This window comes from Enterobacter sp. TCD1-1 (assembly GCF_020567405.1).
Taxonomy (GTDB): Bacteria; Pseudomonadota; Gammaproteobacteria; order Enterobacterales; family Enterobacteriaceae; genus Enterobacter; species Enterobacter quasiroggenkampii.
Genome location: NZ_JAJCXF010000009.1, coordinates 51434 through 67105 on the forward strand (window position 1 = coordinate 51434; position 15672 = coordinate 67105).

The 15672-nt window shown below is 57.9% G+C and carries 14 protein-coding genes; 8 read left to right on the forward strand and 6 right to left on the reverse strand.

Annotation, left to right across the window (positions count from 1 at the left end):
* Positions 1-114: 114 nt before the first annotated feature.
* Together cpxR and cpxA are read left to right on the forward strand one after the other, a co-directional pair.
* On the forward strand, positions 115-813 hold the full coding sequence (cpxR, locus tag LJA86_RS21335) for an envelope stress response regulator transcription factor CpxR (RefSeq protein WP_006179159.1): 699 nt from the start codon (positions 115-117) through the stop codon (positions 811-813).
* A complete protein-coding gene (gene cpxA, locus LJA86_RS21340; RefSeq protein WP_014885717.1) occupies positions 810-2183 on the forward strand; it encodes an envelope stress sensor histidine kinase CpxA in 1374 nt (457 codons plus the stop codon). The genes cpxR and cpxA overlap by 4 nt, the downstream gene beginning before the upstream one ends.
* 53 nt (positions 2184-2236) lie before the next feature.
* Here cpxA and yiiM read toward each other — a convergent pair whose 3' ends face one another.
* Together yiiM and sodA are read right to left on the reverse strand one after the other, a co-directional pair.
* Positions 2237-2911, reverse strand: a complete 675-nt coding sequence (gene yiiM, locus LJA86_RS21345; RefSeq protein ID WP_229226711.1) for a 6-hydroxyaminopurine reductase — start codon at positions 2909-2911, stop codon at positions 2237-2239.
* Between the two features lie 71 nt (positions 2912-2982).
* Positions 2983-3603, reverse strand: a complete 621-nt coding sequence (gene sodA / locus LJA86_RS21350) for a superoxide dismutase [Mn] (protein ID WP_003861999.1) — start codon at positions 3601-3603, stop codon at positions 2983-2985.
* Positions 3604-3891: 288 nt separating this feature from the next.
* On the opposite strand from sodA, the gene rhaT reads away from it, so the two are divergent.
* Positions 3892-4926 carry an L-rhamnose/proton symporter RhaT gene (gene rhaT / locus LJA86_RS21355; protein ID WP_229226698.1) on the forward strand — a complete coding sequence of 345 codons (1035 nt, stop codon included), beginning with the start codon at positions 3892-3894 and terminating at the stop codon, positions 4924-4926.
* Here the strand turns inward: rhaT and rhaR are convergent, their stop codons facing one another.
* Positions 4927-5775, reverse strand: a complete 849-nt coding sequence (gene rhaR / locus LJA86_RS21360; RefSeq protein ID WP_045909109.1) for an HTH-type transcriptional activator RhaR — start codon at positions 5773-5775, stop codon at positions 4927-4929.
* A gap of 73 nt (positions 5776-5848) precedes the next feature.
* Positions 5849-6685, reverse strand: coding sequence for an HTH-type transcriptional activator RhaS (gene rhaS / locus LJA86_RS21365; protein ID WP_048226845.1), 837 nt, complete (start codon positions 6683-6685; stop codon positions 5849-5851).
* 301 nt (positions 6686-6986) lie between these two features.
* On the opposite strand from rhaS, the gene rhaB reads away from it, so the two are divergent.
* From rhaB to rhaM, 5 genes are all read left to right on the forward strand, one after another.
* The gene (rhaB, locus tag LJA86_RS21370; protein WP_229226699.1) at positions 6987-8456 is read left to right on the forward strand and encodes a rhamnulokinase; all 1470 of its coding nucleotides are present in this window, start codon (positions 6987-6989) and stop codon (positions 8454-8456) included.
* Positions 8453-9712, forward strand: coding sequence for an L-rhamnose isomerase (gene rhaA / locus LJA86_RS21375; protein ID WP_229226700.1), 1260 nt, complete (start codon positions 8453-8455; stop codon positions 9710-9712). Before rhaB ends, rhaA begins: the two co-directional genes overlap by 4 nt.
* Positions 9713-9807: 95 nt before the next feature.
* A complete protein-coding gene (rhaD, locus tag LJA86_RS21380) occupies positions 9808-10638 on the forward strand; it encodes a rhamnulose-1-phosphate aldolase (protein WP_048028382.1) in 831 nt (276 codons plus the stop codon).
* Between the two features lie 41 nt (positions 10639-10679).
* Positions 10680-11828: a lactaldehyde reductase gene (gene fucO, locus LJA86_RS21385; protein WP_229226701.1), complete on the forward strand. Its 1149-nt coding sequence runs from the start codon at positions 10680-10682 to the stop codon at positions 11826-11828.
* Positions 11825-12139 (forward strand): L-rhamnose mutarotase, encoded by a 315-nt coding sequence (rhaM, locus tag LJA86_RS21390; RefSeq protein WP_069719780.1) that lies wholly within the window; start codon positions 11825-11827, stop codon positions 12137-12139. The genes fucO and rhaM overlap by 4 nt, the downstream gene beginning before the upstream one ends.
* Here rhaM and LJA86_RS21395 read toward each other — a convergent pair.
* Positions 12127-13404: an MFS transporter gene (locus LJA86_RS21395; protein WP_229226702.1), complete on the reverse strand. Its 1278-nt coding sequence runs from the start codon at positions 13402-13404 to the stop codon at positions 12127-12129. The genes rhaM and LJA86_RS21395 overlap by 13 nt on opposite strands.
* Before the next feature lie 44 nt (positions 13405-13448).
* On the reverse strand, positions 13449-15572 hold the full coding sequence (locus tag LJA86_RS21400) for an alpha-galactosidase (RefSeq protein ID WP_229226703.1): 2124 nt from the start codon (positions 15570-15572) through the stop codon (positions 13449-13451).
* Positions 15573-15672: the final 100 nt, after the last annotated feature.

The following is a 15672-nucleotide window of genomic DNA, read 5'->3' on the forward strand; positions in this document are numbered from 1 at the left end:
GAGAGACAGTCTACGATTCAGGCTGCAAACATGCGTCAGGGGGTGTAAAACAACGTAAAGTCATGGATTAGACAGCCTTGATGTCGTAATTTCTGCCTCGGAGGTATTTAAACAATGAATAAAATCCTGTTAGTTGATGATGACCGAGAGCTCACATCCCTTTTAAAGGAGTTGCTCGACATGGAAGGTTTCAACGTCCTGGTTGCCCATGATGGCGAGCAGGCGCTGAGTCTCCTTGACGACAGCATCGATTTACTTTTGCTCGACGTGATGATGCCGAAGAAAAACGGTATTGATACGTTGAAAGAACTTCGCCAGACACACCAGACTCCCGTAATCATGCTGACCGCTCGCGGCAGCGAACTCGATCGCGTACTCGGCCTTGAGCTGGGCGCGGATGACTATTTACCGAAGCCGTTTAACGACCGCGAACTGGTCGCCCGTATTCGCGCGATCCTGCGTCGTTCCCACTGGAGCGAGCAGCAGCAGAATACCGACAACAGCTCACCTACCCTTGAAGTCGACTCCCTGAGCCTGAACCCGGGCCGTCAGGAAGCGAGCTTTGATGGCCAGACGCTGGAACTGACCGGCACGGAGTTCACCCTGCTGTATCTTCTGGCGCAGCACCTCGGCCAGGTGGTTTCGCGTGAACATTTAAGCCAGGAAGTGCTGGGCAAACGTCTGACCCCGTTTGACCGCGCCATCGACATGCACATCTCTAACCTGCGCCGTAAGCTGCCGGAGCGTAAAGACGGTCACCCATGGTTTAAAACCCTGCGTGGTCGCGGTTATCTGATGGTTTCCGCTTCATGATAGGAAGCTTAACCGCCCGCATCTTCGCCATCTTCTGGCTGACGCTGGCACTGGTTTTAATGCTCGTACTGATGTTGCCAAAACTCGACTCACGCCAGATGACGGAGCTTCTCGACAGCGAGCAACGTCAGGGCGTGATGATCGAGCAGCACGTGGAAGCCGAGCTGGCAAACGATCCGCCAAACGATTTAATGTGGTGGCGCAGGCTATTTCGCGCTATCGACAAGTGGGCGCCGCCCGGACAACGCCTGCTGCTGGTGACCAGCGAAGGCCGCGTGATTGGCGCCGATCGCAATGAAATGCAGATTATCCGCAACTTCATTGGCCAGGCAGATAACGCCGATCACCCCCAGAAGAAAAAATATGGCCGCGTAGAAATGGTGGGGCCGTTCTCCGTCAGAGATGGCGAGGATAACTATCAGCTCTACCTGATTCGCCCCGCGAGCAGCTCCCAGTCCGACTTCATCAACCTGCTGTTTGACCGCCCTCTCCTGCTGCTGATTGTTACTATGCTGGTCAGCTCGCCGCTGCTGTTATGGCTGGCGTGGAGCCTGGCAAAACCGGCCCGTAAGCTGAAAAATGCGGCTGATGAAGTGGCACAGGGTAACCTGCGACAACACCCTGAACTGGAAGCCGGACCGCAGGAGTTCCTTGCCGCCGGGACCAGTTTTAACCAGATGGTGAGCGCTCTCGATCGCATGATGACGGCACAACAGCGTCTGCTGTCGGATATCTCGCACGAACTGCGCACCCCGCTTACGCGCTTACAGCTTGGCACCGCGCTGCTGCGCCGCCGCAGCGGGGAGAGCAAAGAGCTGGAGCGTATCGAAACCGAAGCGCATCGTCTGGACAGCATGATCAACGATCTGCTGGTCATGTCGCGCAATCAGCAGAAAAACGCGCTGGTGAGCGAAACGGTGAAAGCCAATCATCTGTGGCATGAAGTGCTGGATAACGCGGCGTTCGAAGCGGAGCAGATGGGCAAATCCTTCACCGTCAACTTCCCGCCGGGTCCGTGGCCGCTGTACGGTAACCCCAACACGCTGGAAAGCGCGCTGGAGAATATCGTGCGTAACGCCCTGCGCTACTCGCACACGAAGATTGAGGTGGCGTTCTCGGTGGATAAAGACGGGATCACCGTCATTGTCGACGACGACGGTCCAGGCGTCAGCCCGGAAGACCGCGAGCAGATTTTCCGTCCGTTCTACCGCACCGACGAAGCGCGCGACCGGGAATCGGGCGGTACGGGGCTGGGGCTTGCGATTGTGGAAACCGCCATGCAGCAGCACCGCGGCTGGGTGAAAGCCGATGACAGCCCGCTGGGTGGGCTGCGGTTAACGCTGTGGCTACCGTTGTATAAGCGTTCGTAGCTGTTAGTGCCGGGTGGCGGCTTCGCCTTACCCGGCCTACGCTTTACGGAGTTCTATTTACCCCACAACCTCCGCGAATTATCCTCGATCTTGCTGCTTAAACGCCGCTTCTGCATCGTTCTTGTCCAGCTGGTCGATAGCCCCGCTGCCGACAGCAGGTGATGATACTGCTCGTCATCAAACGGCATATGCCAGGCAATGGCGCAGGCGTCGTAAACAGACACTTCACTCAGGCGTGATGCCAGCTCAAGCGGCGCATCCGCTGACACCTGCCCAGCCAGCACTACACGGTACAGCCAGCCGGTTTTACCCGCGCTTTGCATCTGAGCCGACATGTCATGAATACCGAAATGGAAGTTGAGCTTGAAGCACGGCGAGCGCGGCTGCGTCACCTGAATCAGGGCATCGCCCCAGCGGTAGATATCACCTATAAACACGTTCTTTTCGGTGAGCCCTTCGGTGGAGAGATTCTCGCCAAACGCGGGGGCGACGAAGAGGTCCGCCTGCTCGGGGAACTCGGTTTTCCAGTGCTGATAGTGCTCGCGCGGGTAGTGGCACAGTGCGCGCTCGGGCCCACCGTGGATCTTCTTTTCGGCCTGCTCGTCGCCCGCAAGCCCAAGGTCGGTTAACGTCAGCTCACCGTCGACCTGAATTTTGGCGATGGCGCTCGGGCGGCTGCCGTCGTACTCCCTTACCTTGCCTGTAAATACATTCACCGGGTAATGCATCGCTGCCTCCATTACGCAGATACAAAAAAAGCGAGCCATCAGACTCGCTTCTCACAGGCGTCAATGCAACCTTATTTTTTAGCGGCGAAACGCGCTGCTGCTTCGTCCCAGTTCACCACGTCCCAGAACGCTTTGATGTAGTCCGGGCGACGGTTCTGGAATTTCAGGTAGTAAGCGTGTTCCCACACGTCCAGACCCAGGATTGGGAAGCCGGATGCGCCAGAGATCGCTTCACCCATCAGCGGGGAGTCCTGGTTCGCGGTAGAAACCACCGCCAGTTTGTCACCTTTCAGAACCAGCCACGCCCAGCCGGAGCCGAAGCGGGTTGCAGCGGCTTTTTCGAATTCCGCTTTGAAGTTGTCAACAGAACCGAAGTCGCGCTCGATAGCCGCTTTCAGGTCGCCCTGCAGGGTGGTACCGGTCTTCAGGCCTTTCCAGAACAGGCTGTGGTTTGCGTGGCCGCCCGCGTTGTTACGCAGCACGGTTTTCTTGTCCGCTGGCAGCTGGTCCAGCTTGGTGATCAGCTCTTCAACAGGCAGGTTAGCGAACTCTGGCAGGCTTTCCAGCGCGGCGTTCGCGTTATTCACGTAGGTCTGGTGGTGTTTAGTGTGATGGATTTCCATCGTCTGCTTGTCGAAATGCGGTTCCAGTGCGTCGTAGGCATACGGCAGGGATGGCAGTGTATAACTCATAATCCTCTCCATTATTGTCGGGCGGCACAGCTGTTAATGCCGCGTAAGCAGTTGGTTCATTATAGTTAATTAAATGATATTGAAAATGATTATCAATGCCGTAGTTTTTATAAGGTTATTCAGTTTTCGATTAATAGCGGAAATGTGAGTCTGCTCACGCGGTTAACGTGCTGATTGCCATCCAGAACATCTGTGCGGCAACCTTCTGAAGGTTCCCGGACTGCCTAATTTTTACACTCCTCAAGTCGAAGAGAAGCCACTGACGATAAAAACGATGAGGGTGTAAAAATGAATCATGCGATTACGATGGGTATCTTCTGGCATTTGATAGGCGCTGCCAGTGCAGCCTGTTTCTATGCTCCGTTTAAAAAGGTGAGAGGCTGGTCATGGGAAACCATGTGGTCCGTTGGCGGGGTCGTGTCCTGGCTGATTTTGCCCTGGACCATTAGCGCCATGCTGCTGCCCGATTTCTGGAGCTACTTCTCCTCCTTCAGCGCCTCCACCCTGCTGCCGGTGTTCCTGTTCGGCGCGATGTGGGGCGTCGGTAACATCAACTATGGCCTCACCATGCGCTATCTCGGCATGTCGATGGGCATTGGTATCGCGATTGGCATTACGCTGATCGTCGGAACCCTGATGACGCCAGTTCTCAACGGCAACGTCGAGGTGCTTATTAATACTCAGGGTGGGCGGATGACGCTCCTGGGCGTGCTGGTGGCGGTCGTTGGCGTAGGAATTGTGACTCGCGCGGGGCAGCTGAAAGAGCGCAAGATGGGCATTAAAGCCGAAGATTTTAACCTGAAGAAAGGTCTGCTGCTGGCGGTGATGTGCGGCATCTTCTCGGCCGGTATGTCGTTCGCGATGAATGCTGCCAGGCCTATGCATGAAGCCGCCGCCGCGCTGGGCGTCGATCCGCTGTATGTTGCGCTGCCAAGCTATGTCGTGATTATGGGTGGCGGCGCGATGGTTAACCTGGGCTTCTGCTTCATTCGTCTCGCAAAAGTAAAAAACCTGTCGATAAAAACCGACTTCTCGCTGGCAAAATCGCTTATCATCACCAACGTGTTACTCTCCGCGCTCGGCGGGCTGATGTGGTATTTACAGTTTTTCTTCTACGCCTGGGGCCATGCCAGCATTCCGGTGCAATACGACTACGTCAGCTGGATGCTGCACATGAGTTTCTACGTACTGTGTGGCGGGCTGGTCGGTCTGGTGCTGAAAGAGTGGAAGAACGCCGGACATCGTCCGGTTGGCGTACTGAGCCTCGGCTGCGTGGTGATCATTATCGCTGCCAATATCGTTGGGCTCGGCATGGCAAACTGATCACGACCCCTTTCGACTGCGATGACGCCACTGTACCGGCGTCATCCCCACCTCACGATTAAACACCACTGAAAAGTAGTTACTGTCTTCAAAGCCGCAGCACATCGCCACATCACTGACCATCCACTCCGTATGCTGCAGGAGATATTGTGCATGGCAGATGCGTAGCTGGCGCAGATAGTGGTTGACCGTCATCCCGGTCAGGGTGCGGAACTGCTGGCGCAACGCGCGCTCGCTGCACTGCTCCTGCTCGCAGAATTTCTCCAGTATAAAGTTTTTATTCAGGCTGCCCGCAAGCGTGGTGATGAGCTTATCCAGCAGCGCTTCCTGCGTCGTGGCAGAGGGGTTATCAGTGGCGTAACGATGGCGCTTTAACGTCACCACCAGCTGAGCGAAAAGCAACTCCGCTAGCTGGTTAGAAACGGGGTCGTTCTTCTGGCTCTCCTGCTCCAGTTGAGAAATAACCTGCCGTACCTGAGCCATGCCGTTACTGCTTAAGCGCCAGTGCGGAGAACCCTTAGCATCAAGAAAACCCGGAATGCTTGCGGCCCAGTCTACGTTAAGCCTGAGCCTGTCCGGACAGTAAATAACGTTCTGCAGGACCAGGTCATTAACCGAGGCGTAGGAGTGTTTATCCTCCGCGCGAATGTAGAACAGATCTCCGCGCGTGATGCGGTAGGGACGGTCGTTGAGGATGTGCAGGCCGTTACCGCGCCATACCAGCACCAGTTCGCAAAACTCGTGGGTATGTTCGGCAAAGACATCTTGCGGGTAGCGGTCGGCCACCGTCACGGCCTGGCTCGCGGAGGCATAAAAATCATCTTTGCGAAGGATTAACTGAGCAGCCACACCACGACCTCTACGCCGAATAACCTGACACTATTAGCTTTTTTGCGGAAATAAAACGGTGACTGCCCTCGCGTTACTGAAGCATCGCGTCTTTCCCCTGACGAATATCACGCGGCGACCAGTTAAATTCCCGGCGAAACAGCGTTGAAAAGTGATTGCTGTCGCCAAAACCGCAGCAATAGGCGATATCCGTAACGCTTTCGTCGGTATGACGTAAAAGATGACGCGCTTTGATCAGGCGCAGACGGTTGAGATATCGCTGCGGCGTCATACCGGTATGCTGTTTAAGCTGGCGATGCAGGGTGCGCAGCGACAGTGAAAAATCATCCGCAAGCGTTTCCCAGCAGACATCCTCAGCGAAATGATCTTCCAGCCAGGCCATCAGATGGTTCAGGCGCGCGTTGTTATCTTCCAGCCCTTCCACCAGGCTGCTGCGGCGCAGCAGCACCAGAAGCTGCATAAACAGCAGTTCGCGCGTGGCAATGGCGTGCGTCTCCCGCCCGTCCTCGCTCTTCTCCATTTGGTCCACCAGCTGACGCACCTGCTGCAGGGTGGACTGATTCACGCGCCAGTGCGACGGATAGTGTCCGTCTTGCTCCTGGGGCAACAGCTGATTCAGCCGCGAAAGAAACTGGAACGCGTCCGGGGAACGGTAGAGCACATTCGTCAGATACAGGTTGTCGGTATGCTCATACAGGTGCCGATCGTGGTCGCGCACGAAGCACACCGTACCGCCGCTGATGGTATACGGCTGGCCATTGAAGACATGAATACCCGTCCCGCGCTCAACAATCACAATTTCATGAAAATCATGGTGATGCTCCGGGAACGCGGCCTGAGGAAGCCGTGGCTCAATCGCGACAGGCGCCCCTCCTGAAGGAAAAAAATCCACGCTGTGCAGTACGGTCATAACGGCCTCCACCAATGAAAAATGTTCTCAAAATAGTAATTAAGGCCTTCCGCACTCACCTTCAATTTTTGGCAGTAAACCTCGCAAAAGCTGTCCATTTTTCAAGAAACAGGGGGAAAGATCGGGAAATGCGGTCAGCGTCACACTGCCTGAAAATCCCGCTACCACTGGAAACTGTGAACTCCCTCACATTCACCTTTGCTTTCTTGCCAGCGCGAGATTTGGCCTGTCAGTGGTGAGAAGGTGACTTTTTCTTCCCTTTTTTACACTCACCGCTAATGACTTAAGAAAGGACCCGACTATGACTTTTCGCCATTGTGTGGCTGTCGATTTAGGCGCATCCAGCGGGCGCGTAATGCTCGCGAGCTGGGACCGTGAGCAGCACACGCTTGCGCTTCGCGAAATGCACCGTTTCGCCAACTGCCTGCAAAAACAGGAAGGTTTTGTGGCCTGGGATATCGATGCCCTGGAGGCGGAGATCCGTATCGGACTGAACAACGTCTGCAACGATGGTATTCGCATCGACAGCATCGGCATTGATACCTGGGGCGTGGACTACGTTCTGCTTGATCGCCATGGCGAACGCGTCGGCTTGCCGGTTTCTTATCGCGACAACCGCACCGACGGCCTGATGGCGCACGCTATCGCCCAGCTTGGTAAGGACAACATCTACAGACGCAGCGGCATTCAGTTTCTGCCGTTTAACACGCTTTATCAGCTGCGTGCTTTGGTCGAGCAACAGCCAGAGCTGGTGGCGGACGTGGCCCATGCGCTGCTGATCCCGGACTACCTGAGCTATCGCCTGACCGGCAACATGAACTGGGAATATACCAACGCCACCACCACGCAGTTGGTCAACATCAACTCGGATAACTGGGATGAACATCTGCTGGCCTGGACGGGAGCGTCGCCTTCCTGGTTCGGTACACCAACCCACCCGGGTAATGTGATCGGTCACTGGATTTGCCCACAGGGGAACGCAATTCCTGTCGTTGCCGTCGCCAGCCACGATACCGCCAGCGCGGTGATTGCTTCCCCACTTGCGAGCAAAGACGCGGCTTACCTCTCTTCCGGTACCTGGTCGCTGATGGGCTTTGAGAGCAAAACCCCGTACGCCAGCGATGCTGCCATGGCCGCAAACATTACCAACGAAGGGGGTGCCGAAGGCCGCTACCGCGTACTGAAAAACATCATGGGGCTGTGGCTGCTCCAGCGGGTACTGAAAGAGCAGAACATTACCGACCTGCCTGCGCTTATCGCCGAAACCGAGAAGCTGAAGGCCTGCACGTTCCTGATCAACCCGAACGATGAGCGCTTTATCAATCCGGCGCACATGAGCGCCGAAATTCAGGCCGCCTGCGTCGAGGTCGGGCAGCCGGTGCCGTCCAGCCCTCCCCAACTGGCGCGCTGCATTTTTGACAGCCTCGCCCTGCTGTATGCCGACATCCTCAGCGAGCTGGCGAGCCTTCGCGGAAAACCCTTCAGCCAGCTGCATATCGTGGGCGGAGGCTGCCAGAACCAGCTGCTGAACCAGCTCTGCGCCGATGCCTGCGGCATCACCGTGGTGGCAGGTCCCGTGGAGGCCTCCACGCTCGGCAATATCGGCATTCAGCTGATGACTCTGGACGAACTTTCCAACGTTGACGACTTCCGTTCGGTGGTGACGGCGAACGCCAGTCTGACCACCTTCACACCCAATCCCTGCCATGAAATTGCTCGCTTTCGCGCGCAGTTTCAGCAAAACCGACTGACTAAGGAGCTTTGTGCATGACAACTCAATTAGAACAAGCCTGGGATCTGGCTAAACAGCGTTTCGCCACCGTCGGCGTGGATGTCGAAGAGGCGCTGCGCCAGCTCGACCGTCTGCCCGTCTCCATGCACTGCTGGCAGGGCGATGACGTCGCTGGCTTCGAGAACCCAGCCGGTTCCCTGACGGGGGGTATTCAGGCCACGGGTAACTATCCTGGCAAAGCGCGCAACGCGACCGAACTGCGCGCCGACCTTGAACTGGCGCTGAGCCTGATCCCGGGGCCAAAGCGCCTAAATCTGCATGCAATCTATCTCGAATCCGATGAGCCGGTGGCGCGCAACGAAATCAAACCGGAACACTTTAAGAACTGGGTAGAGTGGGCCAAAACCAACAGGCTGGGCCTGGACTTTAACCCGTCCTGCTTCTCACATCCGCTGAGTGCGGACGGTTTTACTCTCGCCCACGCGGACAACGACATCCGCCAGTTCTGGATCGATCACGTGAAGGCCAGCCGCCGCGTTTCGGCGTATTTCGGCGAGCAGCTCGGCACGCCATCGGTGATGAACATCTGGATCCCGGACGGCATGAAGGATATCACCGTCGATCGTCTGGCTCCGCGCCAGCGCCTGCTGGCCGCGCTGGATGAGGCTCTCAGCGAGAAGCTGGACCCGGCGCACCACATCGACGCCGTCGAGAGCAAGCTGTTCGGTATAGGCGCCGAGAGCTATACCGTGGGCTCGAACGAGTTCTATATGGGTTACGCCACCAGCCGCCAGACCGCGCTGTGTCTGGATGCTGGCCACTTCCACCCGACCGAGGTGATCTCCGACAAAATCTCCGCCGCCATGCTCTACGTGCCGCGTCTGCTGCTGCACGTCAGCCGTCCGGTGCGCTGGGACAGCGACCACGTGGTGCTGCTGGATGACGAAACCCAGGCGATTGCCAGCGAAATCATCCGCCACGACCTCTTTGACCGCGTACACATCGGCCTCGACTTCTTCGATGCCTCAATCAACCGCATCGCGGCGTGGGTTATCGGCACCCGCAATATGAAGAAAGCCCTGCTGCGCGCGTTGCTGGAGCCTGTCGCCACGCTGAAACAGCTGGAGGCTAACGGTGACTACACCGCACGTCTGGCGCTGCTGGAAGAGCAGAAATCCCTGCCGTGGCAGGCAGTGTGGGAGATGTACTGCCAGCGTAACGATGCCCCGGCGGGCAGCCAGTGGCTGAACAACGTGCGGGCATATGAGAAAGACGTTCTCGCCGCTCGTCAGTAAAAACATCGCCCGGCAGCACGTTGCCTGCCGGGTCTACGGGTAAGAGTAGGCCGGGTAAGCGTAGCGCCACCCGGCATTTTCAAAGGAACCACAGTATGCAGACTATCACCCACTCCTGGTTCGTCCAGGGCATGATCAAAGCCACCTCCGACGCCTGGCTGAAAGGCTGGGACGAGCGCAACGGCGGCAACCTGACGCTGCGCCTGGACGACGCGGATATCGAACCTTTCGCGGCCGATTTCCACGCGAAGCCGCGCTATATCGCGCTGAGCCAGCCGATGCCGCTGCTCGCCAACACGCCGTTTATCGTCACCGGTTCCGGCAAGTTTTTCCGTAACGTCCAGCTCGACCCGGAGGCCAACCTCGGCGTGGTGAAAGTGGACAGCGACGGCGCGGGTTACCACATTCTGTGGGGGCTCACGGATGAAGCGGTGCCCACCTCCGAACTGCCGGCGCACTTCCTCTCCCACTGCGAGCGCATCAAAGCGACCAATGGCAAGGACCGCGTGATCATGCACTGCCACGCCACGAACCTGATCGCCCTGACCTACGTGCTGGAAAACAGCGCCGATGTCATCACCCGCAAGCTCTGGGAAGGCAGTACCGAGTGTCTGGTGGTGTTCCCGGATGGCGTGGGCATTCTGCCGTGGATGGTACCGGGTACCGACGAAATCGGCCAGGCAACCGCCGTTGATATGCAAAAACATTCTCTGGTGCTATGGCCGTTCCACGGCGTGTTCGGCAGCGGTCCAACGCTGGATGAAACCTTTGGCCTGATCGACACCGCCGAGAAATCAGCGGAAGTGCTGGTGAAAGTGTACGCCATGGGCGGCATGAAGCAGACCATTCCCCGGGAAGCGCTCATCGCCCTCGGCAAGCGCTTTGGCGTGAGCCCGCTGCAATCCGCGCTGGATTTATACGCATAACGCCTTTGCAGGACAAACGTTGATCGTTAAGGAGAATTATCATGAGCTTTATGTTGGCGCTTCCAAAAATCAGCCTTCACGGCGCGGGCGCAATCGGCGATATGGTCAATCTGGTAGCGAACAAGCAGTGGGGAAAAGCGCTGATTGTCACCGACGGCCAGCTGGTGAAGCTGGGCCTGCTCGACAGCCTGTTTACCGCGCTGGACGCCCATCAGATGTCGTATCACCTGTTCGATGAGGTGTTCCCGAACCCAACAGAAGCGCTGGTGCAAAAAGGATTTTCGGCTTACCGGGACGCGGAGTGTCATTACGTCATTGCCTTTGGCGGCGGCAGCCCGATTGATACCGCCAAGGCGATTAAAATCCTCACCGCTAACCCCGGCCCGTCAACCGATTATTCCGGCGTCGGCAAGGTGAAAAATGCGGGGGTACCGCTGGTAGCGATCAACACCACCGCAGGAACGGCGGCGGAGATGACCAGTAATGCGGTGATCATCGACTCCGCGCGTCAGGTGAAAGAGGTGATCATCGACCCGAACATCATCCCGGATATCGCCGTGGACGATGCCAGCGTCATGCTGGATATTCCGGCCTCCGTGACCGCCGCAACCGGTATGGACGCATTAACCCACGCCATTGAAGCCTATGTGTCCGTTGGCGCGCACCCGCTGACCGATGCCAACGCGCTGGAGGCGATTCGCCTGATCAACCTGAGGCTGCCGGAGGCGGTTGATAACGGTCATAACCTTGAGGCGCGCGAGCAGATGGCGTTTGGCCAGTATCTGGCGGGCATGGCGTTTAACAGTGCGGGTCTGGGTCTGGTACACGCTCTGGCACACCAGCCGGGCGCGACGCATAACCTGCCGCACGGCGTGTGCAACGCCATTCTGCTGCCGATCGTCGAAAGCTTTAACCGCCCGAACGCCATCACCCGCTTCGCCCGGGTGGCGCAGGCGATGGGCGTCGATACCCGCGGCATGAGCGATGAAGCCGCCAGCATGTCCGCCATTCAGGCGATTCGCGACCTGAGCGCTCGCGTCGGCATTCCTGCGGGCTTCAGCCAGCTCGGCGTCACTAAAGCCGATATCGAAGGCTGGCTGGATAAAGCCCTCGCGGATCCGTGTGCGCCATGCAATCCGCGCACCGCCAGCCGCGATGAAGTCCGCGAGCTCTATCTGGAGGCATTATGATCCGCAAAGCGTTTGTGATGCAGGTGAACCCGGACGCGCACGAGGAGTACGCGCGTCGCCACAATCCAATTTGGCCCGAGCTTGAAGCGGTGCTGAAAGACCACGGCGCTCACCACTACGCCATTTATCTCGACAAAGCCCGTAACCTGCTGTTTGCGACCGTGGAGATTGAATCGGAGGAGCGCTGGAACGCGGTAGCGAATACCGACGTCTGCCAGCGCTGGTGGAAACATATGGGCGACGTCATGCCGTCGAACCCGGATAACAGCCCGGTGAGTGCGGAACTTAAAGAGGTCTTTTACCTGGACTGATGTGTTAGCGCTGCCGCCCCCGAGGCGGCGGCAATCTCCTGCCTGCTGCTCAGCGTAAACGCCGACACCACCGTAATCGCCAGCACGAAACAGCCCAGCATCAGATACGTCTCCTGGAAGCCGATCCGGTCATACATATTCCCGGCAAAAGCGGAGAGAATAATCGCCGCCGACTGTTTGGCAAACTGGAAGCCGATCAGATAGATAGTCGCCGACAGTCGGGTATCAAACACCCCGGTGATGTACTTGAAGGCGCCCACCAGCAGGAACGGGACTTCCAGTGCGTGCAGCATCTTGAGGGCAATCACCTCCACGGCAGTGGTGGCGAACGACGAGCCGATAATGCGCGTCGCCATAATCACCCCGGCGATCAGCAGCGTGTTCTTCGCGCCGATGCGGTTAATGATCCACGGCGAACAGAACATAATGATGGCATTACAAATCTCCCCGGCAGTCGTTGCGAAACCAAAGGCGCGGGTCCCCTCCTGCGGCGTGGCGAAGAAGGTTTTAAAGAAGGTGGCAAACTGCTGATCGAAAACGTCATACACGCAGGCCACGCCAATCACGTAGAGGATAAACATCCACATTCTGCGCTGGCGGAACAGGTTGAACACGGTTTTTGCGGTGATTTGCGGCTGGTTCGCGCCCAGGGCATCCATGACCTGCGCCGTCTGGTTGGGCTTCGGCTTCGCGACCACCAGCAGCAGCATCAGCAGCAATGCCGCTCCCGATCCCATCCAGAAAACATACGACGGATCGATGCCGAACAGGATGCCGCCCGTGGAGGCGCACAAGCCCCAGCCGAGACAGCCAAACATCCGCGCCTTGCCGTATTCAAAGAAGCTGTTGCGGCTCACGCGTTCGATGTAGGCCTCAATCGCCCCCGATCCGGCCGAAAATACAAAACCGATATACAGCCCGCCGCTCAGCGCGCCCAGCCAGATATTGGCTTTCAGCAGCGGCGCGAAGACGTACAGGAAGAACGGTGCGAACAGAACCAGCAGCACCGCGATGATCCACAGAAGGTGTTTTTTCAGCCCCAGCTTGTCCGAAATAACGCCCAGTAGCGGCTGGAACGCGATGGCCGACAGCGAGATGCAGGAGAAGACAATCCCGGTATGGGTTTTATTCAGGCCGATGATGTCCGACAGCCAAATCGGCAGGAACGGAAAGCAGGTGGCCATGATGAAGAAGTAGAGAAAGAAGAACAGCCCGAAGATCCAGAAGTTAGGGTTGTCTTTGTGGGTACAGGTTGTTGTGTTCATTATTTTTATCCTCAACGGAGGGCCGGCTGCCCGGCCCGTCACCTTTACACGCGTTCAACGCCAATCAGAACGGCGGTTTCCGGATCCAGAATCGGCAGCGCAATGCCCGCCTGCATCAGCCACTCGCCGCTCACCGTTTGCGGCGTTTCCATCCACGCTGGCAGCTTGCGCATGGTGTGCCCTCCCTCGCCCGTAATCTGAATATTCGGGTGATCGAGCAGCATGACGCGGTACCGCGCGCTAGCCTCCAGCCCCGCCATGCGCAGCGGCATCATCAGGCTGTAATCCGGCATCGCGAGCTGGCTGACCATAAACAGCCCCTGCGCCTTATCTTCGCTCACCATCCCCTGCGCCAGCGTGGTGGCATCCGGCATATCAATACGCCACTGGGTACCATGGTGGATCACCTCTCGCCACTGCTTGTGCAGCGCGGCGTAATGGCGATAGCCTTCGCGCTCCTGCGCGTCCACGGTGAGCGGATCCAGCTCCAGCCCCATATGGCCAAACAGGGCCGTCAAGCCGCGAAACTGGATGCTATGCTGGCGGAAGGTGGCGTGACATTTATGATGACCGATATGCGCGCCCATCACCTCCGGCGGGAAGAAGTAGCTCATGCCGCGCTGGATGGTGCTGCGCTCCAGCGCGTCGTTGTTGTCAGACGCCCAGAAGCGGTGGCTGCGGGTCAGTACCTCATAATCAATGCGCCCACCGCCGGAGGAGCACGATTCAAACTCAATGTGCGGGAAGCGCTCGCCCAGCACGTCCAGCAGGCGGTAAAACTGGCGGGTCTGCGCGTCGGCAGCGGCTTTACCGTTGTGTCCCGGCTGCACCAGCTCGCGGTTCATGTCCCACTTCACATAGTCGACCGCATGCTCGCCCAGCAGCCAGCTCATGCGCTCCACCAGGTAATCAAAGGCCTCCGGGATGTTGAGATTGAGCACCAGCTGGTGTCGTCCGGTCGCCTGGGGATAGCCCGGCAGCGCCAGTACCCAGTCAGGATGCGCGCGGTACAAATCGGAATCCGGATTGATCATCTCCGGCTCTACCCAGATGCCAAACTCCATGCCGAGCCGCTTGACGTGGTCGATCACTGGCGTCAGGCCGTTCGGGTATTTTTCCTCATCCAGATACCAGTCGCCCAGCGCCGCATGGTCGTCATTACGGCCTTTGAACCAGCCATCATCAATGATGAAGCGCTCCACGCCCAGCGCGGCAGCCTCGTCGGCCATGCGCATGATGTAGTCCGGATCGTGGTTGAAGTAGATCCCTTCCCAGGTATTGAGGTGCACCGGGCGCGGTTTGTTTTCCGGGAAGCGGATGACGTTGTTGCGCAGGTAGCGATGGAACGGCTGGCTCATGCCGTTCAGGCCCTGCGGGGAGTAGCTGGCATACAGGCGCGGCGTCCAGAGCGTATCGCCCTCCTCAACCGCCATTTCACCCGGCAGGTAGAGCGCTTCGGCCTGCAGGTAGCGACGACCATCGGTTTTCGCTTCCGCGCGCAGGCGGTGATTACCGCTCCAGCCCAGATGCACGCCCCAGACGTCACCCTGCATTTCGCTGAACGACGGCGTACCGGCAATCAGCGCCGGGAAGTGCTCGTGGGAGGTTTTACCCCGGCGGTTTTCAATCACGAAGCTGTCGTGTTCAAGCTTTACGCGGTGCGGCTGGAATTCACGGATCCAGCGTCCGTGGAAGGCCATCACCTCCTGCGCGCGCTCGGCCACCGGCAGCGTGACGGCGAAACGGTCCACCTGCCAGGGGATCGCTTTCAGATTCGTTAAACCGTGACGAACCACCAGCACGCCGCTGGCATCCAGCGCCAGCTCGCTGGTCAGGCGCAGTCCCGCATGCTCATCTTCGGCGGTTATCGTCAGGGTATTTACGCCCTGCTGCACCTGGGTGGTTTTGAACACCGGGGAACCGTCCAGCCCCTGGCGATGCCCCTCAATGCCCGGCGAGCCAAACAGGCCGTGCCCCAGCTCGGCCATCAGCGTAACTGGGGAGTCGACGTCAAGCCTGCCGTTGGCAACAGGACGCGCGAGCAGAGCAACATCCTGCGGCGAAAAGTGCCGAAGGTGAGGCCCCCAGTAGAGAATTTCGGCGAATGGATGGGTTTTAATCACCACGTCTACCGTCGTGGTTTCGAGACGTAAAACGGAATCTTGCATCAGACATCTCCTGTCATCGGGATGATCTGAGTGTTGATCCGAAACGTTTCGGATACAAACCAAAACGTTTCGGTTCTGTGATCGGGTTTAAAATTTTGCG